Below are 23,455 nucleotides of genomic sequence, written 5' to 3' on the forward strand. Positions count from 1 at the left end.
TGCCGATCCCACAGGGACGTCGTATGCGCTCTTGACCCGTGCCGTGCCGGCCGTACGATCGAGCGGCAGGGGGACGGGGCTACCCACGGTCCTATGCCAGGACTCGGGCAATGCCGAACCTCTGGGACCAATGGATCTTGACCGTCTCCCCGCGGGGCGGGCGGGTTCGGCTGGCGTGTCCTCCGTCGGGTGACGCGGCGACAGTCGTCCGCCGGGTGACTGCGACAGGTGAAGGCGCGGAACGCGGCACTTCCGGACATTGATAGCGGCCCGCCGCGATCGAGTTGGACCTGGAGTCTGTTGTGGTAACGCGGCAGAGTCGCATGCGGCCGCAGGCGGGGGGATGATCGGGCGATCTGGTGGTTGTGCCCTGCCGTGTGCTTCGGCACGCTTGCCGGGTGGCCGACGTGGACTTCTTTGTCGATGTGATGGTCAGTGGTGCCATCTTGGGCGTGGGACTAACCGACTCACCCGCCGAGGTCGCTCGCGTGCTGGGTGGCGATTTTGTGGAGGATCGAGAACGGCTGAGGCTGCGGCGAGACTACGGCTTGGTCGAGGTGTTCTGGGCGCGACGGTCCGGGTCAGAGGGCTGGCAGCCCGACGGCTTCACGGTTCAGGCGCATCGCCTCGCGAGCATCACTGTCGCCGAAACCTTCGTGCATCGGTATGGCGCGTTCGGCCGGCGGTTGCGGTTCGCACGGTTGAACGCTGAGTTGGACCGCCTGGGTTACCACCTACAAGAGATCACCAAGCCCGTCGATGCCGGCTACCGACGGTTTTGGCTTGCCGAGTCGCGGACCTCGCTCGTGGTCACCACGAGTGCTTCGGCACAGGTCGACGTCGGCGACGTTTGGTCAATCAGTGCACCCCACCCGCCGGAGGCTGTGGCCGCCGACCGGCTCAGCGGGCAGCGCCACACGGTAAGGGACGGGTTGAGCCACCTACTACGGCTCAACGAACACCAGCGCGAGCGGTGGCTGGATCGCCGTCAGCCCGCGCAGCAGGACCGAGCCAACTGGTGGCTGTACCTACTGCTGGTCATCGATGACCAGCTCCACAACCAGCCGGGCCAGCAGACCCAGTGGGCCGGGCTCAAGTTCTGGCTGCTGCGGCAGGGTTGCGACCGGGCCGTGTTCACCCAAGCTGAGACCGCCGACCGGCTGGCCTACTCCAGACTGCGTCTGCGACGCGCAGGTGTCGACTCAGCCGTGCTACCACCTGCCGATGAAGTCGTCCGGGCCTGCCTCGACGCCATCCCTGCTGGTCTGTACGAGGTGGCCGTGCTCGACGACCGGCGCGATCTGAGGCACCTCGACATGACGCAGATGCGACAGTCTCGGCAGGCCAGGACCCTGGTCAGCGCAGCCCAGTGGCACCTGGACGACGTCCAAGATCCGCACCTGGCCGCCCGGCTACGCGAGTGGATCGATATCAAGCCACACCTCGTGTAGCGGACCGGGGCCGGCACGGGCGCTGATTGTGCACCGTACGAGTCTCTGCCTGGGCTCTCACGTGGCACGCTTGGAGGGATTCGACCCCAAATCTTCTGATCCGTAGTCGCGTTCGAGGCGTCCATCCTTGACCACAGTCCGCCTGAGTGCACCCGCCGATCTGGCGGAATGTCCAGGGTTGTGTCCGGCCCGATCTGTGGCCGCTGTTAGCAAGCCCGTTAGCAAGAGGCTATGCGTCGGCTTGTGTACGTGCCAGGCTGCCCGCATGCCTTCACTGTTCGACACCGTCACCGACTTGATCGACGCGGAGCTCCGGTCTCCCGACCTCGATGAGGAGCGTCGTTCCGAGCTAACCGCCGATCGTGAGATCTTGGTCGATCACTCCCGCTTGCTGACCCGCCTAGAAGCGGCCGCGACTGTGCCAGAAGATGGACGGTGTCGGATCTGCGTCGAGGGCATTCCTTGCTCAGTGACGCGGCAGATCTCTGAGAAGTACATCTAGCGCTCAGCGCTACAGAGCCGCTCTGCGTCTTCCCGCCCCCACCGCAAACAGCCGGCCAAATCGGGCCGTCATCCCGGAGTCGTGAGGCCCCCGCCGGAGGCAATAATTCTGGCTCTGCTGGAAGACACCGAGCGGGCGCGGCGGTGAACGGCCGGAGGCCGCATGCGCACGCCGCGCCGCGCGCCGAGGCGCGTCTTGATCCATAAGAGCTGAATCCGGCAGAGCTGCGCTGACCTGGATGTCCTCCGTCGGGTGATGCGCGACGGTCGTGCGCCAGGTGATTCCGGCAGTGCAAGGGCGCGGATCGCGTCATGTCAGTTGCGTTCCGGCAGCTATGGTCATCGGGTGACGGAGACTCTTCTGCGAGCCTTCCCCTCCCGCCTGCACGCCGCGGCGTTGGAGGTCTTCGGATCCCTACCGGCGAGCGACTATGAACCTGCTGGGGATATCGCGACGAGCTACCGACGTGCGTGCCCGGATCTCCGTCTGGAGAGCGAACCGGTGTCCATCCCCTACAGGATCTATAACCCGAGGCCAGAGCATGTGCTCGTCCAACGACTCGACGACCAACGGTCGCCCGTCCTGTCCTGCATTTACACCCGTCATCACGATGGACTCGTTCGCCAGGAGTTCGCCTCCCGGATGCTCGCGTCGGAAGACCCGTGCATCATCCCGTTCGTTGTCCAACTCCTTGGCGAGTACGTCATCGAGATCTGCGCCGACGTCGAGCGCTTCGTCCACGAGCAACTGCCCTCTCGCCCGGCCATGCGCCAAGGCTTCGCGGCCTTCCTCGCCGAGAATCCGTGCTACACCGCGCTCACGGAACGGCGCGCAACCAGCTACTGGTCCTGCTACTACCGCCGCCAGCACCCATCACGAGAGACCTACCCAGGCCTCGCTGCACTGGACGCGCTTCGCAAGACTGCCTGAGAGAGCCAGCGAGCTGCGCGGTCGCCGCGTCACCGGTGACTGCGCCCGGTGGAAGCGGCTCTGGGCCACGCCTTGTACGCGCGGGCCCCAGTCACCCAGGGGCTTCTCAGCTCTCTGATGGCGGCGCTCTGGAAAGACCGTCCAACCCGCCAGGTACCCAGAGCCGGACGACGGGCCGAGGCGGTCCGCAACTGGGAGCCCGGGCATGCGAAACCCAGGTCATGCAGCTCGTGACCTGGGTTTCGTTGGCGCGCTCGGAGGGATTCGAACCCCAACCTTCTGATCGGTAGGAGCCTGCACATGGTCTTCGGGAGCTTCGTCGGGAGTCGGTGGCCCGGTAGACCAGTTGCCTAGAAAAGCTGCTCGTTGGGAACCGTTGGGTTCAGACTGGGGTCACGGCCGAGCGTGTCGGTGGATTCATGACCTGGGGTAGGAAATGACATTGGGTGAAGTCATCGAGCGGCTCGGAGAATTCAATCGCGAACATACGATCTATGCCGCCAAGCCATGGACGGTCGATTCGGAGGCCTGCGTCCAACAGGATCCTCATTCGACAGCTCCGTTGGACGGATTGGACTACCTCCTGGACGTCTACACCGCACTGGATGTCATCGAGGTATGGAGCGAACATCGAGATGGCGCACACCCGACCATCGCTGAGCGATGCGCGGCTTTGGTGCACTACGAGAATCATGACGACTACTTGATCCCGGCGGAGTAAGACTTGTCCGCCCGACCATGAGGCATGGCGCCCGCGCGCGTGCTAGTCCCATGAAAGTTGATGGTGGCCACGGTGCCGGGGCGGTCCAGCGGCTCACGTAGCTTCGCGGCATTGGAGTTGGCTGAATGGGCAAGGACACGGCGCGCAGAGGCCGGGCGTGGGCGCGCGGGGCGGCGTACTAGAACCAGAAGACCCAGGCCTTGGGCCTCGGTTTGGGTGGCGCGCTCGGAGTGTCCTCCGTCAGGACATCCTCGGGCACGCTGACCCTCGCACGACGAAGGTCATCTACGTCGATGTAGCCGAGGAGCTGCGACGCGAGGCCGTCGCCAGCTCGGATTCCTGTTCGAGGAGCCGGAGGGGTGACGTGGGGGTCCAGAGGGCGGCGAGCACGACAGCCGCCCTCTCAGCCGTTGCCTCCGGGAACACAAAAGCCCAGGTCAGAGAGTCTCTGCCTGGGCCTTCGGTTTGCGCGCTCGGAGGGATTCGAACCCCCAACCTTCTGATCCGTAGTCAGATGCTCTATCCGTTGAGCTACGAGCGCTGGACAACGTCGAGTAACGATACATGGCGGGGGCGGGTGGATGCCAATCGGGCCCGTGGGAGGGGGGATCGGGGGTCGCAACGAGGTCGTGATGGTGGGGTTGGTGCGGCGTGGCGGGGGGTGTGGAGGGGGCGCTCTACGATCCGCGCATGGGTATTGAGGACTTGCTCGGTGGGCGGGATCTGGGGGACGTGAAGAAGGCCGTCGGGTTCGTGATGGAGAATTCGGACGACTTCCAGAAGGTGCTGAGTCTGGTGCGGGGGCTGCCGGACGACGCGGTCGGGTTTCTGGGGAAGCTGCCGGAGCTGCTCAAGACGATCGGGGCGGGGCTCGCGGAGGCCGGTGAGCAGGCGGCGAAGGCGGCGGGGGCGCTCGTCGGGGAGGACGGCGAGGGCGGGGCGCGGAAGGCGCTGACCGGGAGCGCGGGCACGATGAACGCGGCCAAGGACCGGCTGCACGACGCGGCCGGGATGCTGGCCGGGCTCGCGGGTGAGCTCGACAAGATCCCCGGGATCGGCGACGCCGCGGCGAAGAGGCTGAACGACGGCAGCGGTCAGATCGGCGGCGTCGCGACCGAGATCGAGAGCCTGGCCGGCAACCTGCAGGATCTGTCCGGCATCCTCGCGACGGTCGGCGAGGCTCTGAACGGCCTCGGTACGAAGCTCACCGAGTCCGGCGGCTCGGTGAAGACGCTGCTCAACTGACCACACCCTCTGGTGACCTTGGACACGCCACGGCCTGTTCGAGGTCACCATTGCGTGTCCGAGGTCGGAGGACCTTCGGATCGTTAAGGTCGCGGGCATGGCTAGTCGACTGGTGCGGGGGACCGCGATCGGGTGTGGGGTGGCCGCGCTGGTGGGCGGCGGCGTCGGGTTCGCGGTCGGGGAGCCGGTGACGGCGGAGGACATCGTCGCGGCGCGGACGCTGCCGGCCGACCTGTGCGCGCGGATCGGCGACGTGGCGAACCTGTTGCCGAAGGCATCGGCCGGCCCGGTGACGATGACCCAGGGCGGTACGACGACCGTCACCTGCTCGGCGGGCAGCTCGCGCGCGAAGGTGCGGGCGTACACATCGGCGAGCGTGGAGGTCACGATCACGGCGTACGGCGGGAAGGACGGCGGTGCGGGGAACGCGCCGTTGACGCCGGACCAGGTCGCGAGCCGGACGTTCACCCGCTCGCCGCTGAAGGCGTACGACGAGGACCGCCCGTACCCGACGAAGGCCAGCCGGACCGCGACCGGACTCGCCGGTGAGTCCTGGACCGTGCACACGATGGTGCAGCGCGCCGACGTGATCGTCCTGGTGGACTACAAGGCCAACCCGGTCGACGCGGATGTCGCGCAGAAGGCGGCGCTGGCGCTGGCGGACCGAGCGATCTGGGAGAGCAAGTGAGCAACGGCGCGCCGGAGATCCCGGGCTACCAGTTCGACCAGCGGATCCTGCTGCACCCGCTGGCGGAGCTGTGGCACGGCCGCACGTTCACCGGGATGGACGTCATCGCGCTCGTCCTCAGCGACGAGGGCGCCCGGAACCAGACCGTCGTCGACCGGCTGAGCCGGGCGAGCCGCGACGCCGCGCTGGTCCCCGGCCGGCAGGAGACCCCGCTGTGGGCCGCGAACTTCACCGCCGGCCGCCCGTACGCGATCACGCAGCTCGTCCACGGCCAGACCGGCGCCGAGCGCCTGGTCGACCCGCTCGACGGGGTGCTCGGCAACGACGACGAGTCGCTGCAGGCGGTCCGCAACCAGCTCGTCGGGTACGGCGCGACGCCGCCGACGCTCCCGCCCGGCGACACCAGCCCGCAGCAGGGTGACATCCCGTCGTACGCCGACCGCCCCGCGCAGCCGGGGACACAGCCGGGGGCACAGCCGGCAGCGCTGCCGGACGAGCAGCCGCAGTCGAAGATCGAGATCGCCCGGCAGTACCGGCGCAAGATCGGCGCCTGGATCTACGCCGTCGTCGCGGTCGCGGTGCTGATCGTGTTCAGCATCGCGTACTCGATCGGCACCGCGATCGGCGGCGCCGTGAAGGACGACCCGGTCGAGGCGGCCCCGCCGGCGGCGGTCAGCCCGGAGCCGATCGCGTCGACCGTCCTGATCCCGCCGATCAACCGGGTCACGACCGCGCCGTACAAGCGCCCCGACGGGTCGGCCGGGATCTTCGGCGCCACCTACGCGGCCGGCGCGGACGTCCAGGTCGTCGCGAACGCCGAGCTGCCGTTCGCGCTCGGCTGGCCGCGGCCGCCGGAGGTGGCCTTCCTGGGTGAGTCGTCGCAGCTGATCCTGCGGCGGATCGTGACCAAGAACGACTACGAGCCCGGCGGTCTGAAGAACTCGATGAAGGCTCAGTTCGCGCTGCACCCGTGCGCAAGCCTGGCCGGGTGTGTGGCGGACCGGGCGGCGTTCGACCAGCAGTGGACGAAGATCTACAAGACCACGGCGCCGGCGACCGCGAAGGACGCCCGGACCTGGCTGACGGTGTCGGCGCAGGCGCCGTACACGATCACGATGACGCGCGCGTTCCAGAGCGGCGGGCAGTGGTGGCTGGTCGGCGCGATGGTCGCCGGGCAGGCCGGCGAGGCGCCGGACATCCAGCGAGTCGTGAACGACATCTGGCGGCAGACCAGTTGATCCGCCGCAAAATCTCCTGAACGGCCCGCGCGAAACAGCGCGGGCCGTTCTCTTTTTCACAAGCGACACCGGAAAGCGATTGTCGCGAAAACTTTGTGACCGGGTTCACGTTCTCGGGGTTCTCAGCACCCAGGCGGTTCGCGTACCGTAGTACCACTTGCACACTGGTATACGTCCACTGGACGCACTGGTCTGCGAGAGATCACACCGCCAGCCAGCTGGATCGAACCGCCGGAGACCCCGGCGGCCGGTGCCGTACCCCCCTCAGCGTCGAGGGGCCGGGCGGTCGCCGGGTCCGACAGCCGAGAGGGAATGAGCCGCCGATGACGACCACCGCCAGCCCGACCCATACCGAAGCCGACGCCCCCGCCGACACGGAGCCCCTCAACGCCGCGGCCTACGACCTGAGTGACGCCCCGACGACGCACGCCGGCCTGCTGGCCTGGGTCGCGGAGGTCGCCGAACTCACGCAGCCGGACCGGATCCACTGGGTCGACGGGGCGGACGCGGAGTATGCGCGGCTCACCGACGAGCTGATCGCGGCCGGCACCATGGTCCGCCTGAACGACGAGAAGAAGCCGAACTCGTTCTGGGTCCGCACCGACCCGTCGGACGTCGCCCGGGTCGAGCAGCGGACGTTCATCTGCTCGGTCGAGGAGAAGGACGCGGGTCCGACCAACAACTGGATGGACCCGGCGCAGATGAAGGCGCTGATGACCGAGCTGTACCGCGGCAGCATGCGCGGCCGGACGATGTACGTGGTGCCGTTCTGCATGGGCCCGCTGACCGCCGAGAAGCCGATGTTCGGCGTCGAGATCACCGACTCGGCGTACGTCGTGGCCTCGATGCGGATCATGTGCCGCACCGGCGCCGAGGTGCTCGCGAAGCTGGGCGCCGACGCCTCGTACGTCCCCTGCCTGCACTCGGTCGGCGCCCCGCTCCAGCCAGGCCAGGCCGACGTCGCGTGGCCGTGCAACGACGAGAAGTACATCGTCCAGTTCCCCGAGGAGCGGGCGATCTGGTCGTACGGATCCGGGTACGGCGGCAACTCGCTGCTGGGCAAGAAGTGCTACTCCCTGCGGATCGCGAGCGCGATGGCCCGCGACGAGGGCTGGCTCGCCGAGCACATGCTGATCCTGAAGCTGATCTCGCCGGAGAAGAAGGTGCACTACGTCGCGGCCGCGTTCCCGAGCGCCTGCGGCAAGACGAACCTGGCGATGCTCGACCCGACCCTGGACGGCTGGGAGGTCGAGACGCTCGGCGACGACATCGCCTGGATGCGCTTCGGCAAGGACGGCCGGCTGTACGCGGTGAACCCGGAGTTCGGCCTGTTCGGCGTTGCCCCCGGCACCGGCTGGAAGACCAACCCGAACGCGATGCGCACCATCGAGAAGGGCAACTCGGTCTTCACCAACGTCGCGCTCACCGACGACGGCGACGTCTGGTGGGAGGGCTACTCGCCGACCCCGCCGGACCACCTGACCGACTGGAAGGGCCGCGAGTGGACGCCGGCCTCGGGCGAGCTGTCCAGCCACCCGAACAGCCGGTTCTGCACGCCGATCAAGCAGTGCCCGATCATCGCCGACGAGTACGACGACCCGAACGGCGTGCCGATCTCCGCGATCATCTTCGGCGGCCGCCGCGCCACGACGGTCCCGCTGGTGACCGAGTCGCGCGACTGGGCGCACGGTGTCTTCATGGGCGCGACGCTGTCGTCGGAGACCACCGCGGCGGCGGTCGGCCAGGTCGGCGTCGTGCGGCGCGACCCGATGGCGATGCTGCCGTTCCTCGGCTACGACGCGGGGCAGTACTTCGACCACTGGCTGACCGTCGGCAAGCAGCACGACGCGGCGCAGCTGCCGAAGATCTTCTACGTGAACTGGTTCCGCAAGGACGAGGCGGGCAAGTTCGTCTGGCCGGGCTTCGGCGAGAACAGCCGCGTGCTGAAGTGGGTCATCGAGCGGATCGAGGGCCAGGCGGACGCGGTCGAGACGCCGATCGGCCGGGTGCCGTCGCCGGGCGCGCTCGACGTCAGCGGGCTGGACCTGACCGAGCACGACCTGCAGATCGCGCTGGACGTCGACGCCGAGGAGTGGAAGGCCGAGATCCCGCTGATCGAGGAGTGGTTCGCGAAGCTCGGCGACACCGTCCCGACGTCGCTGAAGGTCGAGCTCGACCACCTGAAGGCCCGGCTGGGCTGACGAGCACCGGCCGCCGAGTCGGAAGCCGGCGGCCGGGCCACCACGGTGCGGCGCCCTGGATCATCCTCCGGGGCGCCGCGCCGTGCTTTCCGCGAGCACCCGGCGGACCTCGTCGTCGCTGACCGGCGAGAAGTCCCGGTACGCCTGGCCGACCGCGGTGAAGTACTGCGGGATCCACGCGCACACCACCTGGTCGGCCACCTGCGAGAGCCGTCGGCAACTGTCGATCCCGCCCACGGGGACCGCGACGACGACGTGCGCCGGCCCCTGGCGGCGGACGGCTTCCACCGCCGCGCGCATGGTCGCACCGGTCGCGAGGCCGTCGTCGATCAGGATCACGACGCGGTCCCGGACGTCGATCGGCGGGCGGTCGCCGCGGTACGCGTGCTCGCGGCGGCGCAGCTCCACGACCTCCTCCTGGCGCACCGCTTCCAGCGTCTCCGGCGCGACCTCCGCCGCGATCGGCTCGTTGCGGACCACGTGCAGGTCCTCGCCGACACCGGCGATCGCGCCCATCGCGAGCTCCGGTTGCCCCGGCAGGCCGAGCTTGCGCACGGTCAGGACGTCGAGCTCGGCGTCCAGCGCGTCCGCGACCGGGGCCGCGACGGGTACGCCGCCGCGCGCCAGCCCGAGAACCAGAACGGAGCCACCGACCGATCCGAGCTCGTCGGCCAGCACACGCCCCGCGGCCTCCCGATCCGGGTACGGCCTCCTCATAGCGCCCATGATCCACGTACGTTGACCGCATGCGAACCGTGGACACGAAGATCGGTGTGATGCTTCCACTCGGCGCCGGGGACGGGCCGGACGGCGGGACGGCCGGATGGAAGGACGTGCGGGCCGTCGCGGAGGCGGCCGACCGGAGCGGGCTGGACTCGGTCTGGCTGGCCGACCACTTCCTCTACCGCGACCCCGAGGGACAAGTCTTCGGGATGCACGACAGTTGGACCCTGCTGAGCGCGGTCGCCGCGGTCACCGAGCGGGTCGAGCTCGGGAACATGGTGCTCTGCGCATCGTTCCGCGATCCCGGCCTGACCGCGAAGATGGCTGTGACGCTGGACGAGGTCTCCGGCGGTCGCCTGACCCTCGGCGCCGGTGCCGGCTGGCACGACCCGGAATACGAGGCGTTCGGGCTGCCGACCGACCACCGGGTCGGGCGGTTCGCCGAGTGGCTGGAGATCGTCGCGCGGCTGATCCGCGGCGAGACGGTCACCTACGACGGCACGTACTACTCCGTGCGTGACGCGAACCTCGACCCGGCGCCGCCGCACCGGATCCCGATCCTGGTCGCCGGCCACCGCCCGCGGATGATGCGGCTGGTCGCGCAGTGGGCCGACGCGTGGAACACCGCCTGGTACGGCGCCCCGGACCTGCAGGTCGAGGAACGCCTGGAGACGCTCCGCCAGGCGGTCCAGACGGCCGGCAAGCCGGCGGGGTCGGTGACCGCGACGGCCGGCATCATCGTCCGCGATCCGGATCAGTCCGTGCCGGATCCGAGCCCGCGGGCGATCGCCGTCCAGGAGCTGCCCGAGGCGGTCGCGGCGTACCGGAAGCTGGGCGTCGAGCACCTGATCGTCTCGCCTGAACCGATGACGCCGCGGACGGTGGAACTGGTCGCCGAGGCCAAGCGGTCGCTCGCCGACTGACCCGCTTTTGCCGCCGGGAGGGTCGACCGGATAGTCTTGGCCGTCGTCGTGTCCCCCGCGTGGGGATCGTCGGAGGAGGCGTCGCCTAGTCCGGTCGATGGCGCCCGCCTGCTAAGCGGGTTGAGGGTAATCCCCTCTCGCGGGTTCAAATCCCGCCGCCTCCGCTCTGGGAGCTCCTTGTCTGCAGAAAGCGCAGACAAGGAGCTCCAGCCATGTCTTCCGGGGGTGCAACCCCCGGCCCCCGCCCGGCGGGCTTCGCCCCCGGACCCCCGCCCGCCGCGGCGACTGTCCGTGTCTGGGGTGGGACCTTCGGTGTGTCGCCCCGGCGATGTGTACGCTGGCGAGCATCGACGGGGGTCGCCAGCATCACGTCAACCAACTGGTCGACGTGGGCGTCTGATGTACCGTGGGCCGCTGCGCGCGGCCGACGTAAAGGTCGTCACGTCGTCGATCAGGAAACGGAGCCATGTCGCGGAGCACTCGCGCAGCCGGTCGGAGGGCAGCGCCTCGAGCCAGCCGGTCCCGGGCCCGTTCGCACCGCGCCCGCACGGCGTCGAAGGCGATCGGCCTGACCCTGCTCAGCGCCCTGGTCCCCGGCACGGGACTGCTGATGGGCGGCCGGAAGAAGCTCGGCGCCTTCGTCCTGACGCTCAGCATCGGCCTGCTGCTGATCGCCGCGTACGTCGGCCTCACGCACCGCGACTCGGTGCTGGCCCTGCTCGTCTCCCCGCGCCAGCTGCTGATCGCGACCGGCGCGGTCGTGCTGCTCGGCGTCGGCTGGATCTGGACCGTGGTGGCGTCGCACAAGCTGCTCCGCCCGGTCAGCATGACCTACACCGGCCGGCTGGCCGGCTCGATGTTCGTCGGGCTGCTCTGTTTCGCGATCGCGGTCCCGACGACGGTCGCGGCGCAGACCGTGATGGCGCAGCGCGACCTGGTCGGCAGCGTGTTCCAGTCCGAGGGCAACTCGAAGAGCGCGACCCGGCCGAAGGTGAACAAGAGCGACCCGTGGGCGAAGATCCCGCGGCTGAACCTGCTGCTGCTCGGCGCCGACGACGGCGTCGGCCGGACCGGCGTCCGGACCGACACGGTGATCGTGGCCAGCATCGACACCAAGACCGGTGACACCGCGCTGATCTCGCTCAGCCGGAACTGGATGCGGATGCCGTTCCCGGAGGACTCGCCGCTGCACAAGGTGTACCCGGACGGCTTCTGGGACCCGAACCTCGGCAACGTCGAGCAGCCGGAGTACTACCTGGACGCCATGTACGAGAACGTCCCGAAGGCGCACCCGGGGATCCTCGGCCAGACCGACAACGAGGGCGCGGACGTGGTCAAGCTGGCCGCGAGCGCCGCGCTCGGCCTGGACATCGACTACTACATGCAGGTCAACCTGGCCGGCTTCCGGCAGATCATCGACGCGCTCGGCGGCATCACGGTGAACGTGAACTACCGGGTGCCGATCGGCGGCGACTACGGCGCCGGCCCCGGGTCGAACAGCGAGAAGAAGCCCAGCGGGTACATCGAGCCGGGCCCGAACCAGAAGCTCGACGGCTACCACGCGCTGTGGTTCGCGCGCGGCCGCTACGGCCTCAGCGACCCGTCGCGCCAGGAGCGCCAGCGCTGCACGATCCACGCGCTGGTGAGCAGCGCGAACCCGCAGACCCTGGTGACGTCGTACCAGCAGATCGCGAAGGCCGGGAAGCAGCTGCTGCGCACCGACATCCCGCAGGACATCCTGGCGGCGTTCATCCAGCTCGCGCTGAAGGTGAAGAACGCCAAGGTCACCAACATCGACCTGGACAAGAACAAGAACTTCCCGACCGGCAAGAACCCGGACTACACGGCGATGCAGGAGATCATCCAGAAGGCGATCGCCCCGAAGACGAACCCGGTCGCCTCGACCCCGAGCGTGAAGCCGACCAAGAAGCCGACCAGCAGCACGACCACGAAGCGGCCGACCACGCCGCCGAAGGCGACGGCCACCCCGGGCGAGGCGCAGAACCTGAACGACGCCTGCGCCTACAACCCGAGCCAGACCGGTAACTGACCCGCGCCGGGTGAACCCCTCCCAGGGAACAATCGGGCCAAAGTGAAAAATGGTCACACCTGGGGGTGACTGTGAGGCGTTCTTTGGCGGTTGCGGTCGGAGTCACGGTCCTGGCCTGCGCGGGCTGCAGCAGCAAGGCGGACAGTGCCGACGCACCCTCGACGACGGGTACGACGACCAGCAGCAAAGCGCCACCCCCCTCGTCGGCAGCGCCCAAGCCGACCCCGAAACCGAGTCCGGTCGCGCTGTCGGTTCCGATGTACCAGCGCGCGCTGACCAACGTCGAGAAGGTCCTCAAGCCGTCGGTCGCGCGGCTGATGAACGCGCGGACGATCGCCGCCTTCGACGCCGCGCGCGGTCAGCTCGCCGCCGCGGTCGTGCTGGAGCGCACCGAGCTCGCGAAGATCACGCCGCCGCGCGGGCTGGTGTCCGCGCATCCCGCCGTACTCGATGCGTTCGACGCCTACGCCGGGAACGTGAGCACCGAGCTGAGCAAGGCCGGGGAGACCAAGACCGGCTGCGGGCTGCCGAAGGCGCTGGACGTCCGGCTGTACGAAGCGAAGAGCGGCGTCCGGTTCGCGTACGCCGAGCTCGCGCAGAGCGTGCAGAAGTCGATCGGCAAGGGCGTGAAGTTCGGCGCGCTGTCGGTGCCGGCGAAGCTGCCGCAGCCGGCGGTGTTCGGCGGCCGGGGCGAGAACGGCGACGTGTTCCAGCGGTCCGGCTCGCGCGGATCGGGCTCGCTGCGGGTCACCAACGCCGGCTCGGACATCGTGGTCGTGGTGACGGCGAGCAACCCGCGCAAGCCGATCGCGTCGATGTACGTCCGGGCGAACAAGTCCGCGACGCTGACCGGGATCCGCGGCGACTACTGGGTCTACTACAAGTCCGGCTCGAACTGGGACGCGAAGAACAACCGGTTCACCGAGAACTGCTCGTACGCGAAGCTCGACCGGTTCCTGGACGGGTCGTTCACCTGGTCGCTGACGCTGAAATCGGTGGCCGGCAACACCACGGAGTCCGAGACGGAAGCCTTCTGATCCGGTCACACCGGGCGGATGAGATCCTGTGGCGATGCGGACGACGTACCGGATGCGGGCGGGGCGGTTCCTCGGGATCCTGGCCGCCGGGCTGATCATTCTCGGGGTGGCCGCGGTGCTCTGGGCGCTGGGCCTGCCGGGCGTCGCGGTCTCGGTGTTCGTCACCCTCGGCGGCCTGATCGCGATCGCCGGCCTGTGGATCCTGGCCCGGCCGCCGCTGGTCGCCCGGCTCCGCGACCGCGAGATCGAGGTCCGCGGCCTGCGCACCGCCTGGACCGACATCACCGAGGTCGGCCGGGTCGAGACCACGCACGGCGAGGCGATCGTGTTGCGCACGAAGAACCCGGACCACCCGGTCCTGCTGCCGGTCTCGTGGCTGGCGCCCGGGCGGGCCGAGGAGCTGGAGATCGCGCTGCGCGACAAGCTGAACGCCGCGCACGGGTACACGATCTGGGACGGGACTGCCCCCGGGGACGCCGGCGACGCAGAATGATCCGGTGCTTTCCTTCGACCTGTCGTACGACGAACTCCTGACCTACCAGGGCACGAACCCGCGGCCCGCGGACTTCGACGCTTTCTGGGACAAGGCACTGCTCTCACTGGACGAGGTCCCGGCCGACGCCGAGTTCGTCGACGCCGCCGACTTCCCGCTGACGACCGCGACGGCGCAGCATCTGTACTTCACCGGGACCGGCGGCTACCGCGTGCACGCGAAGGTGCTGCGCCCCGCCGAGCCGACCGGCCCGGCCGTGCTGCTGTTCCACGGGTACGGCGGTGAGCAGCCGAAATGGGTCGAGCTGCTGCCGTACGCCGCGCGCGGGTTCACCGTGGCCGCGCTGGACGTCCGCGAGCAGGTGGGGTTCCGTACGTCGTCCCAGGAAGCGAATGCCTTCTCGTTGCAGCATCACCTGGTGCACGGGCTGGACGCCGGGCCGGACGGCTTGCTGTACAAGCACGTCTTCCTGGACACGCGGCGGCTGGCCGACATCATCGGCGGGCTGCCGGAGGTCGACGCGGCCCGGATCGCGACGACCGGGTGGAGCCAGGGCGGCGGGCTGTCGCTGGTGGCGGCGGCGCTGACGCCGACGATCAAGTACACGGCGAGCGTGTATCCGTTCCTGTCCGACTACCAGCGCACGTGGGACCTGAACCTGGAGACCGCGCCGTACGACGAGATCGTCACCTGGTTCCGCAAACGCGACCCGCGGCATCTCCGCCAGGAGGAGGTCTTCACCACGCTCGGCTACATCGACGTCCAGCACCTGGCGCCGCGGATCCGGGCCGAGGTCACACTCTTCACCGGCCTGGAGGACCAGATCTGCCCGCCGTCGACGCAATTCGCGGCGTACAACAAGATCACCGCGCCGAAGGAGGTCCGCACCTACCCGGACTTCGGGCACGACGACCTGCCCGGCGCGCACGACGACATCTTCCAGCTGATCGGCGCCAAACTCTGAATGTACCCTTGTGGTTACGTAACTACTTGGGTACATTCTCGGTATGGACATGGTGCTGCAGGCGTTGGCGGACCAGAGCCGGCGCACGGTGCTGGAGATCCTGCGGGATCATCCGGCGACGGCCGGTGAGCTGGCCGACGCGCTGCCGATCGCCCGGCCCGGCGTGTCCCGGCACCTGCGGGTGCTGCGGGAGGCCGGGCTGGTCGACGTGCGCCAGGAGGCGCAGCGGCGGATCTACAGCCTGCGCCCGGAGGCGCTCGTCGAGGTCGACGAGTGGCTGGAGGGATACCGGGCGCTGTGGCGGAACCGGCTCGACGCACTGCACACCGAGATCGCTCGAGGAAAGAAGGCGTCGCAGTGAACAAGACCGGGACGATGCGGGCCTTGGACGAAACCCGCGGCGCCGTGCGCGTCGAGGACGTCTACGACACCGATATCGACGACCTGTGGGCGGCGTGTACGACGCCGGAGCGACTCGTGCGCTGGATCGCCCGGGTGTCGGGCTCACTGCACGAGGGCGGGACTGTTCAGGCCGTCTTCACCAGCACGTGGACCGGCCCGATCCGGATCGACGTCTGCGAGGCACCGCGCCATCTGCTGCTCACGACCGAGCCGGGCACGGCTGACGAGGGTCAGCTCGAGGCCTGGCTCACCCCGGCCGGTGCCCGGACGAAGCTGGTGGTGGAGGAGCGCGGCCTGCCCATCGGTTCGATGCACTTCCACGGCGCCGGCTGGCAGGTCCATCTGGAGGACCTCGGCCGTTCGCTCGCGCTCGACGGTCCGGCACACGCCGACGGCTGGTCGGAGCAGAAGCCGGCGCCCGAGTGGCACGCCCGCTGGACCGAGCTCACCCCGGCGTACCGGGGGACCGATGTCTGACACCATCAAGCTCGAGGGGACCACGCTGAACGCCCCCGACGCGCTGGTCCTCGCCCGGTTCTACGCCGAGATCACCGGCGGAGTCGTCACCGGTACGGCGCATTGGGCCGCCGTCACGGGCCCGAACGGATCCCTCGCCTTCCAGCAGGTCGACGACTTCGAGCCACCCCAGTGGCCCGGCAGCGACATGCGCATCCACCTCGACTTCCTCGTCGACGACCTCGACACCACCGGCGCCCGGGTCATCGCCGCCGGCGCCAAACTCCACGACTACCAACCGAACTCCGACCACTGCTACGTCTACACCGACCCCGCCGGCCACCCGTTCTGCCTGTCCCTGTGGGACACCGACGCCGCACTGGCCACGTCACTTTCTCCAGGTGATTGAGTAGCGGAAGAGAAGGTGGCGGCGGAAGGCTGCTCCTGGTAGGAGTTCGGCGGCCAGGGACTGCATCTCCGGGAAGGTGACCGGTGGGGGCCAGACCGTCGGGGACGGGTGTTCCCAATGGCCCTTGACCGCGCGGTGCGCCCAGTGAGTGGCGACTCCGGCCAGTTCGCGGGGCAGGTCGCGCGGCAGGCTGGAACGGGCCACGCCGACGACGACCAGCGCGCCGCCGGGGCGGAGCAGGTCGCGCATGCGGAGGAGGCCGGTGCGGGCGTCGACGTGGTGGATGGTGGCGACGGAGCCGATCACGTCGTACGACGCCGGCTCGAGCGGGTGCTCCAGGAAGTCTCCGTGGACGTACTCGATGTCGTCCCCGTGGTTACGCGCCAACTCGAGGCTGGGCGTGTGCAGGTCGATGCCGGTGACGTGCGGTACGACGCCGCGCAGTTTCCGGGCCAGCATGCCCTCGCCGCATCCGATGTCCAGCGCGCGTTCGGCGCCGGACGGAACGGCCTGGAGGATCTGCGGGTGGTAGTGAATGTTGTGGTTCCACGGCTGCCGCATCCGGCTCACTTCCGGCCGAGCGCGGCGTCGATCGCGGCCGTCAGCACCTGGTCGTCGTCGGCCTGCCAGGTGTGGTCCCGCGGGCACGTCCAGTTGTCCGGCTCCGGCGGGATCACACACCCGAACAGCCGCACCTTGCCGGCTGCCGCGGCCTCCCGCGCCACCGGGGTCGGCAGCCCGTAGAGAATCGGCACTCCTCGTTGCCCGCAGACCGGGCAGACAGGTGCGTTCGCCATACGCCCAAGGTACGTCACCCGCCGTCCACCGACGCCTGATGCCATCGGCAACGGCGCCGGGCAGCCCCTCGCGGGAGCTGCCCGGCGTCGTGAGAAGTAGCTCCGCAGTACCGGCCTGGTGAGGCATGGTCAGTACTGCGCAGCCGCCTAGTTGGCCTCTTTCGTTGCCCAGTAGTGCCATTGCGGGGACGCGACTGGGGAGCGGGCCAGGCCGTCCGGCCAGGTGGCCGGGAGGTCATGACTCCGCGCCGCGTAGAGGATCACCTCCGATGCGGTCCGGTCTCCGCGGACGGTGACCCGGGCGGCAGTCTCGGCACGCATGTCGGTGAGGTAGTGGATGGCAGGCAGGAACTCGGCGCTGAGCCGCGCGCTGAGCCGGCCGACCGGTTCGTCGTCCAGCCGGATCTCGACCACGATCCGGTGCCGGTCCTGGATGTTGTCCTCCTCCTCGATCGCGTGCATGGTGGCGTACGCCCAGCACTCGCCTTCCGCGCGGAAGAACGGCGCCAGCACGTCCGGATGCACCTCGCTGCCCGGCACCACGATGCCGCTGCCGGGCGGTAGCAGGTGAAAGCTGCCTGGCGGGGGCAGGTTCACCGGCACGAGCATGTGCGGCTGCCCGAGAGCGACCGCGACGCTGGCGTGGAACTCGGTGCCCTGCGCACCGGCGCCACCGGCGTCCGCTGCCTCCCAGTTCGCCGCCGTCCACTCGCTGACCCACAGGTGGCACGGCACCTGCGGTTGCAGGCCTTGCGCCACCAGTTCTGACAGCACCGGGTGGTACCGGTGCGCGTCGTCCCTCGGCAGATAGCCGACAACCTTGCCCTGCACCCGGACGGCGATCGACCGCGGGTCGAAACGGTTGTGCGGTTCCGGGACGAGGTCCGCCTCGGTGTCCAGATCTGCGCCGCGCGCCGGGATGGGGTCCGGGAACAGGCTACGGATCGCCTGCTCGTGCGGGGCTTCCCGCACGACTTCCTGACCGCACCACAAAGCGTCGCCCCACAGACTGAACGGAATCAGTTCCATGTGCCCTCCAGTCCTCACTGACCGGCTTCTACCCGGCTCATCTGTTCCAGGGGCCTGGTCGTTACACCGAGTGAGCGTATGAAAACTAAGATGCCCAGTGAAGAGCCGTTTCACGCCTGGTGCAAGAGTCTGATACGCGATAGGTATCCGTCGGTCCGGACTGTGGACGCGAATCGTCTTGTGCAGCGAGCGAATCGGCGAAGATCGTGCAAATGCACGGGAAGGAACACCATGCAGGGCAGTGGTTCAGTGGCTCGATCGACAGTATCGACTGTTGACGCCGAAGCGATCGAGACCGCCATCAAGCGCTTGGACGGCGTCGCCGTCCGTACACCGTTGCAGCGCAACCTGCGCCTGTCCGAGCGCACCGGCGCGCAGGTCTGGCTGAAGCGGGAGGACCTGCAGATCGGGCGTTCCTACAAGCTTCGCGGTGCGTACAACCTGATCGCGCAGCTCGACGACACCGCCAAGGCAGCCGGCGTGGTGTGCGCGAGCGCAGGCAATCATGGTCAGGGGCTGGCGTATTCGTGCCACATCCTCGGCGTGCACGGCAAGGTGTACGTGCCGCGCACGACACCGCGGCAGAAGCGGGACCGGATCGCGGCGCTCGGCGGCAAGCAGATCCAGGTGATCGTCACCGGCGACACGTACGACGACGCGGCAGCCGCGGCGATCGCGGAGGCGTCGGCGACCGGCGCGACGATGGTGCCGGCCTTCGACGACCCGAGAACCGTTGCGGGACAAGGAACTGTCGCCGTCGAGCTGGTGGAACAGCTCGGCCACGCTCCCGACGTCCTCGTGGTTCCGGTCGGCGGCGGCGGTCTCGTTGCAGGGGTTGCAACGTGGATCGCCGAGCGGCATCCCGGCGTCCGCATCGTCGGTGTGGAGCCGGGCGGCGCGGCGAGTATGGCGGCGGCGCTCGCGGCCGGCAAACCCGTGACGCTGCCGCACCTGGACAGTTTCGTCGACGGTGCCGCCGTACGCCGGGTCGGTGACGTGACGCTGCCGCTGGTGCGGGAGGCCGGCGTCGAGCTGATGTCGGTGCCCGAAGGGCTCGTCTGCTCGGAGATGCTCGCGCTCTACCAGACCGACGGGCTGATCGCCGAGCCCGCGGGCGCTTTGTCGACAAGTGCTCTGGGCAACGGTCTCGAGGTCCGTCCCGGTGAGACCGTGGTGTGCCTGCTGTCCGGCGGCAACAACGATGTCAGCCGGTACGGGGAGATTCTCGAGCGGTCACTGGTGTACGAGGGGCTCAAGCACTACTTCCTGGTGACGTTCCCGCAGGAGCCCGGCGCGCTCCGGGCGTTCCTCGACGACACGCTCGGGCCGGACGACGACATCACGCTGTTCGAGTACGTGAAGCGCAACAACCGGGAGACCGGTGTCGCGCTGGTGGGGATCGAGATCAGCACCCGGGACGACCTCCCGCTGCTGCTGTCGCGGATGGAGGCCGCCCCACTCGACATCGAGCGCATCAACCCGAACTCCCCCGAGTTCCGGTACCTGATCTGAGCGTCAGTGCTTGGAGTGCTTCGAGTGCCGCGGATCGTGCGGATGTGTACCGTCGTCCCAGTTCGGCTGCTGCATCGGCTGCTGCTCGGTGGCACCCGCGTCCGGACGGGTCATGCCGTTCTCGTCGGTCGTGCCGTTCTCGTCCGGCCAGAGGTTCTGGGCCTGGTCGCGGTGCTCGTCGGCTTCCTTGCGGGCACCCGCGGCCGCGTCGCGCCGCTCGCTCGCACCGGCGGACAGCCGGCGCGCCTCGGCCGCCTTCTCGTCGGCGATCGCCTGCGCCTTGCGGGCCCGGGCGTCGGCCTCGTCGGCCGCGGCCTGCTGCCGCTCGGCGTGCAGCGCGCTCGTCCTGGCCTGCTGCTCGTGCTCGTAGGCCTCCTGCCGGTCCCGCTCGGCCCGGCGCTTCGACGACTTCGACATCGCTCCGGCGACCAGCGCGACCACGATCACCAGCACGGCGATCGCGACGACGATCCAGACAATGGTCATTCCGTCCATCGGTCCTCCTAGGCTCGATGATCAGAACCACCGGTACCCGGAGCCGTCGCCGCCTAACGCCTGACGACTCAGACCAGCCCGCGGCGCGCCGCCCAGACGATGGCTTCGATCGCGGTGCTGAAGCCGAGCCGGTCGCAGATCAGCCGGGTCCGCCGGCGCACGGTGCGCTCGGACAGCTCGAGCCGCCGGGCGACGCCGTCCACCGGCAACCCGGTGGCCAGCAGCCGGAGCAGTTGCAGGTCGTCATGGCTGATCTCGCGCGGCGGCACCCTGCGCGCGAGCGGTCGGAGTTCCTGGGAGAGGACGGTCATGCGGATCACCTGGTTCCGAATACGTGGGACTCGGCGGCGTCCCAGTCGGCCGGTTTGCCCTGCGGGTCGTAGCGCCGCAGAGAATGGGTGGACCGGACCAGGGCGCGCATCCCGCGCAGGTCCGGGAAGGGCTCGCCGAGCGCGCGGGCCTGGACGAGGACGTTGCCGAGCGCGGAGGCCTCGACCGGTCCGGCGAGGACGGGTACGCCGCACGCGTCGGCGGTGAGTTGGCAGAGCAGTTCGTTCTGCGAGCCGCCGCCGATCACGTGCAGGACGTCGACGTCCCGGTCGGCGATCGTCTGCGCGGCCCGCAGGGTCCGGCGGTACGCGAGCGCGAGGCTCTCCAGGATGCAGCGGACCACCGCGCCGCGCGACCGTGGCGGCTCCTGGCCGGTCGCCCGGCAGTGCTCCTCGATCCGCGCCGGCATGTTGCCCGGAGCAAGGAATTCCGGCGCGTCCGGATCGATCAGTACGGCGAACGGCGGCGCGGCGGCGGCGTCCCGCAGCAGGCCGGCGAGGTCGTCGTCGCTCCAGACCCGCTGGCATTCCTGCAGGATCCACAAGCCCATCACGTTGCGCAGGAAGCGGGTCCGCCCGTCCACGCCGCCTTCGTTGGTGAAGTTCGCCTGCCGTGCGGCGTCCGTCAGCACCGGCGCGTCGAGCTCGAGCCCGACCAGCGACCAGGTCCCGGACGAGATGTACGCGAACCGGTCGTCCGCGGCCGGCACCGCGACCACAGCAGATGCCGTGTCATGCGATCCCACGGCGACCACCGGAATCCCCGGCGCCAGCCCGGTCTCGTCCGGCAGCACGGTCCCGATCACGTCCCCCGGCTCCCGCAACTCGGGGAAGATCCGTCGCGGCAGGCCGACCCGGGAGATGAGCTCGGCACTCCAGTCCCGGGCGCGGACGTCGTACAACTGGGTCGTGGATGCGTTGGTGCGCTCGCCGCTGGCCTCTCCCGTCAGCCAGTAGGCGAGGAGATCGGGCACCATCAGCAGCGTGCTCGCCGACGCCGGCAAGTCTCCGGCCGCGAGCTGGTAGATCGTGTTGAACGGCAACTGCTGCAGCCCCGTCACCGCGAACAGATCGTTGGCCGGCACCCTCTCGACGACCCGCTCCAGCACCCCGTCGGTGCGCGAGTCGCGGTAGTGCACCGGGTTCCCGATCAGGCGGCCGTCCGGGTCCAGGACACCGTAGTCGACCGCCCACGAGTCGATGCCGATCCCGTCGAGCGAGCCGGCGAGGTGCAGTCCCTCGAGGATCGACCGGTACAGATGCAGGATGTCCCAGTGCAGTGTCCCGCGGACGCGCACCGGGCCGTTCCAGAAGCGGTTCAGCTCGCGCAACTCCAGCACCTCAGGGCCGACGGAGCCGAGCATCACCCGCCCGCTCGAGGCGCCGAGGTCCACCGCCGCGACGCGCTTCACGGTGCGACCACGGTGAGGTCGAGGTGCAGGAGATCGGCGACCGCGGACAGGTCGGCGGCGCGGTGGCCCGTGCCGAGCGCCCAGTGGTGCGCGACGCCGGACGCCGACCACGCGTCGGTCCACTCGCCGGGATCGCACCCGAAGTCCACCCGCGACGTCGTGTTCCCGATCTGCAGCAGCGGCCCCGGGACGACGGTCCCCTCGGAAGCGATCAGGTTGAACGAGCCGTCCCGGCGCTGCCCGAGCCCGCACAGCGTCACCGGACCCTGCTGGACGTCGAACTCCACCGACACGCCCCACCCGCGCTTGCCGTGGTACACGCCGAGCCCGCGCAGCAACGGTTTCCGGGCCGAGATCGCCAGGTGCGCAGGCCCGTCGTGGCCCATCTCGACCACGTTGTCGCGGAAGTTCAGCGCCTGGAGTTCGGTGAACGACCCGCCCGCGCCGAGCCGGTCCATCACCAGCATCGCCAGCGACGTGCGCAGTTCGTACTCGCCGGCCGCCGGCACTCCCCTTGCCGTCAGCAACGAAGCGCCGAGGATCATCCCGGCCGCGACCCGCTCGTGCGTCTCGCCGTCGAGTCCACGGTGGTAATAGGCCAGCGAATCAAGGGCGAAGTCCTCGACCAGCCGCTCCAGGGCGACCGAGACCGTGGCGCCCCACCGGAAGTCCTCGAGCTTGACCGAGTCGTCGAGCTCGAAGAGCTCGCGCGCCAGGTCCATCCGGGCCGACGTCTCCGCGTCCGTCACCTGCTCCGCCCGCACCCGCAGGTCGTCGATCTCCAGGATCTCGACATGTCCGCCGAGCTGCGCGGACACCAGGGTCGGGTCGGTGACGACGTCCATCATCCCCGGGTACAGGTGACCGAGCAGGCCGTGCCGTCCGTGCCGCAGCGCCGCCCGGACTCCGGCGGCGCGGATCCACCGGTCGATCCGCGCCCACGCCCGCTCGTCCTCGAGGTACCCCGAGACCGAGCGGAAGTCGATGCCGCAGCGCTCGAACGCGTTCGCCATCTCGGGCAGGGGGCACGCCCCGCAGTACGCCAGCCACGCGCCGGTGTCGAACGACGCGTGATCCATCGCCTCGGTCGGCTGTAGGTTCAGCAACAGCACCGGCGCACCGCTGCGTTGCGCGACCGGGACCAGCATCGATGCCGTCATGTACGTCGTGAGGAAGCCGACGATCAGGTCGCAGTCGGCCGCCCGCAGCTTCTCGGCCGCCGCCGCGCCCTCCTGCGCGTCGGAGATGAACCCGACGTCGACCACCTCGCAGTCGAGTGCCGCGAACCGCTCGGACACCCGCCGCGCGGACGCCTGCAATTGCGGCAGCAGCTCCGGGAACTGCGGCCAGTACGCACCGAGCCCGCCGGCGACCAGACCGATCCGGGTCCGGCGGGACGTGATCCGCTGCAGGCCCTGACGGGCGGCGACCTCGGTCATCCGACGGCT

At 69.4% G+C, this 23,455-nt stretch carries 25 protein-coding genes and 2 tRNA genes; 18 read left to right on the top strand and 9 right to left on the bottom strand.

Annotation, left to right across the window (positions count from 1 at the left end):
- Window positions 1–398 precede the first annotated feature (398 nt).
- The 4 genes from ABZW60_RS09750 to ABZW60_RS09765 all read left to right on the top strand — a co-directional run bounded on the left by ABZW60_RS09750 (window position 399) and on the right by ABZW60_RS09765 (window position 3,604).
- On the top strand, window positions 399–1,451 hold the full coding sequence (locus tag ABZW60_RS09750; protein WP_355475338.1) for a hypothetical protein: 1,053 nt from the start codon (window positions 399–401) through the stop codon (window positions 1,449–1,451).
- 265 nt (window positions 1,452–1,716) lie between these two features.
- Window positions 1,717–1,953 carry a hypothetical protein gene (locus ABZW60_RS09755; RefSeq protein WP_355475339.1) on the top strand — a complete coding sequence of 79 codons (237 nt, stop codon included), beginning with the start codon at window positions 1,717–1,719 and terminating at the stop codon, window positions 1,951–1,953.
- A 345-nt stretch (window positions 1,954–2,298) separates the two neighbouring features.
- Window positions 2,299–2,883: a hypothetical protein gene (locus ABZW60_RS09760; protein WP_355475340.1), complete on the top strand. Its 585-nt coding sequence runs from the start codon at window positions 2,299–2,301 to the stop codon at window positions 2,881–2,883.
- A gap of 442 nt (window positions 2,884–3,325) precedes the next feature.
- On the top strand, window positions 3,326–3,604 hold the full coding sequence (locus ABZW60_RS09765) for a hypothetical protein (protein WP_355475341.1): 279 nt from the start codon (window positions 3,326–3,328) through the stop codon (window positions 3,602–3,604).
- A 468-nt stretch (window positions 3,605–4,072) separates the two neighbouring features.
- Here the strand turns inward: ABZW60_RS09765 and ABZW60_RS09770 are convergent.
- Window positions 4,073–4,145 (bottom strand) — tRNA-Arg (locus tag ABZW60_RS09770).
- Window positions 4,146–4,294: 149 nt separating this feature from the next.
- On the opposite strand from ABZW60_RS09770, the gene ABZW60_RS09775 reads away from it, so the two are divergent.
- From ABZW60_RS09775 to ABZW60_RS09790, 4 genes are all read left to right on the top strand, one after another.
- A complete protein-coding gene (locus tag ABZW60_RS09775) occupies window positions 4,295–4,849 on the top strand; it encodes a hypothetical protein (RefSeq protein WP_355475342.1) in 555 nt (184 codons plus the stop codon).
- 97 nt (window positions 4,850–4,946) lie between these two features.
- Entirely contained in the window at window positions 4,947–5,537 is a 591-nt protein-coding gene (locus ABZW60_RS09780) for a hypothetical protein (protein WP_355475343.1), read from the top strand.
- Window positions 5,534–6,775, top strand: coding sequence for a hypothetical protein (locus tag ABZW60_RS09785; RefSeq protein ID WP_355475344.1), 1,242 nt, complete (start codon window positions 5,534–5,536; stop codon window positions 6,773–6,775). The genes ABZW60_RS09780 and ABZW60_RS09785 overlap by 4 nt, the downstream gene beginning before the upstream one ends.
- Before the next feature lie 323 nt (window positions 6,776–7,098).
- A complete protein-coding gene (locus ABZW60_RS09790; protein WP_355475345.1) occupies window positions 7,099–8,976 on the top strand; it encodes a phosphoenolpyruvate carboxykinase (GTP) in 1,878 nt (625 codons plus the stop codon).
- Between the two features lie 60 nt (window positions 8,977–9,036).
- On the opposite strand, the gene ABZW60_RS09795 is transcribed toward ABZW60_RS09790, so the two are convergent.
- A complete protein-coding gene (locus ABZW60_RS09795) occupies window positions 9,037–9,693 on the bottom strand; it encodes a phosphoribosyltransferase family protein (RefSeq protein ID WP_355475346.1) in 657 nt (218 codons plus the stop codon).
- A gap of 29 nt (window positions 9,694–9,722) precedes the next feature.
- Here ABZW60_RS09795 and ABZW60_RS09800 point away from each other — a divergent pair, with 29 nt between their 5' ends.
- The 9 genes from ABZW60_RS09800 (at window position 9,723) to ABZW60_RS09840 (ending at window position 16,433) form a co-directional block, all read left to right on the top strand.
- On the top strand, window positions 9,723–10,622 hold the full coding sequence (locus tag ABZW60_RS09800; RefSeq protein WP_355475347.1) for an LLM class flavin-dependent oxidoreductase: 900 nt from the start codon (window positions 9,723–9,725) through the stop codon (window positions 10,620–10,622).
- 74 nt (window positions 10,623–10,696) lie between these two features.
- Window positions 10,697–10,786: transfer RNA gene (locus tag ABZW60_RS09805), tRNA-Ser, on the top strand.
- 302 nt (window positions 10,787–11,088) lie between these two features.
- Complete coding sequence (locus tag ABZW60_RS09810) at window positions 11,089–12,672, top strand: LCP family protein (protein WP_355475348.1); 1,584 nt, start codon at window positions 11,089–11,091, stop codon at window positions 12,670–12,672.
- 71 nt (window positions 12,673–12,743) lie between these two features.
- A complete protein-coding gene (locus tag ABZW60_RS09815) occupies window positions 12,744–13,709 on the top strand; it encodes a hypothetical protein (protein ID WP_355475349.1) in 966 nt (321 codons plus the stop codon).
- A 34-nt stretch (window positions 13,710–13,743) separates the two neighbouring features.
- Complete coding sequence (locus ABZW60_RS09820; protein ID WP_355475350.1) at window positions 13,744–14,202, top strand: hypothetical protein; 459 nt, start codon at window positions 13,744–13,746, stop codon at window positions 14,200–14,202.
- Window positions 14,203–14,206: 4 nt separating this feature from the next.
- Window positions 14,207–15,166 (top strand): alpha/beta fold hydrolase, encoded by a 960-nt coding sequence (locus ABZW60_RS09825; protein ID WP_355475351.1) that lies wholly within the window; start codon window positions 14,207–14,209, stop codon window positions 15,164–15,166.
- A gap of 43 nt (window positions 15,167–15,209) precedes the next feature.
- Window positions 15,210–15,527 (top strand): metalloregulator ArsR/SmtB family transcription factor, encoded by a 318-nt coding sequence (locus ABZW60_RS09830; protein WP_355475352.1) that lies wholly within the window; start codon window positions 15,210–15,212, stop codon window positions 15,525–15,527.
- Window positions 15,524–16,045, top strand: coding sequence for an SRPBCC domain-containing protein (locus ABZW60_RS09835; protein WP_355475353.1), 522 nt, complete (start codon window positions 15,524–15,526; stop codon window positions 16,043–16,045). Before ABZW60_RS09830 ends, ABZW60_RS09835 begins: the two co-directional genes overlap by 4 nt.
- Window positions 16,038–16,433 (top strand): VOC family protein, encoded by a 396-nt coding sequence (locus tag ABZW60_RS09840; protein ID WP_355475354.1) that lies wholly within the window; start codon window positions 16,038–16,040, stop codon window positions 16,431–16,433. Before ABZW60_RS09835 ends, ABZW60_RS09840 begins: the two co-directional genes overlap by 8 nt.
- Here ABZW60_RS09840 and ABZW60_RS09845 read toward each other — a convergent pair.
- From ABZW60_RS09845 to ABZW60_RS09855, 3 genes are all read right to left on the bottom strand, one after another.
- Window positions 16,413–16,994 (bottom strand): class I SAM-dependent methyltransferase, encoded by a 582-nt coding sequence (locus tag ABZW60_RS09845; protein ID WP_355475355.1) that lies wholly within the window; start codon window positions 16,992–16,994, stop codon window positions 16,413–16,415. The genes ABZW60_RS09840 and ABZW60_RS09845 overlap by 21 nt on opposite strands.
- A 5-nt stretch (window positions 16,995–16,999) precedes the next feature.
- Complete coding sequence (locus tag ABZW60_RS09850) at window positions 17,000–17,230, bottom strand: hypothetical protein (protein ID WP_355475356.1); 231 nt, start codon at window positions 17,228–17,230, stop codon at window positions 17,000–17,002.
- A gap of 147 nt (window positions 17,231–17,377) precedes the next feature.
- Window positions 17,378–18,259, bottom strand: a complete 882-nt coding sequence (locus ABZW60_RS09855; RefSeq protein WP_355475357.1) for an HIRAN domain-containing protein — start codon at window positions 18,257–18,259, stop codon at window positions 17,378–17,380.
- Window positions 18,260–18,490: 231 nt separating this feature from the next.
- Between ABZW60_RS09855 and ilvA the strand changes: the two genes are divergently transcribed.
- Window positions 18,491–19,771, top strand: a complete 1,281-nt coding sequence (ilvA, locus tag ABZW60_RS09860; RefSeq protein WP_355475358.1) for a threonine ammonia-lyase IlvA — start codon at window positions 18,491–18,493, stop codon at window positions 19,769–19,771.
- Between the two features lie 3 nt (window positions 19,772–19,774).
- On the opposite strand, the gene ABZW60_RS09865 is transcribed toward ilvA, so the two are convergent.
- The 4 genes from ABZW60_RS09865 to ABZW60_RS09880 all read right to left on the bottom strand — a co-directional run bounded on the left by ABZW60_RS09865 (window position 19,775) and on the right by ABZW60_RS09880 (window position 23,446).
- Window positions 19,775–20,266 carry a hypothetical protein gene (locus ABZW60_RS09865; RefSeq protein WP_355475359.1) on the bottom strand — a complete coding sequence of 164 codons (492 nt, stop codon included), beginning with the start codon at window positions 20,264–20,266 and terminating at the stop codon, window positions 19,775–19,777.
- A gap of 68 nt (window positions 20,267–20,334) precedes the next feature.
- Window positions 20,335–20,577 carry a LuxR C-terminal-related transcriptional regulator gene (locus ABZW60_RS09870; RefSeq protein ID WP_355475360.1) on the bottom strand — a complete coding sequence of 81 codons (243 nt, stop codon included), beginning with the start codon at window positions 20,575–20,577 and terminating at the stop codon, window positions 20,335–20,337.
- A 5-nt stretch (window positions 20,578–20,582) separates the two neighbouring features.
- Window positions 20,583–22,007: a rhamnulokinase family protein gene (locus ABZW60_RS09875; RefSeq protein WP_355475361.1), complete on the bottom strand. Its 1,425-nt coding sequence runs from the start codon at window positions 22,005–22,007 to the stop codon at window positions 20,583–20,585.
- A complete protein-coding gene (locus tag ABZW60_RS09880; protein WP_355475362.1) occupies window positions 22,004–23,446 on the bottom strand; it encodes an L-fucose/L-arabinose isomerase family protein in 1,443 nt (480 codons plus the stop codon). Before ABZW60_RS09880 ends, ABZW60_RS09875 begins: the two co-directional genes overlap by 4 nt.
- Between the last annotated feature and the right edge of the window lie 9 nt (window positions 23,447–23,455).

Origin of the sequence: Kribbella sp. NPDC003557 (assembly GCF_040610805.1) — a bacterium.
Classification (GTDB): Bacteria; Actinomycetota; Actinomycetes; order Propionibacteriales; family Kribbellaceae; genus Kribbella.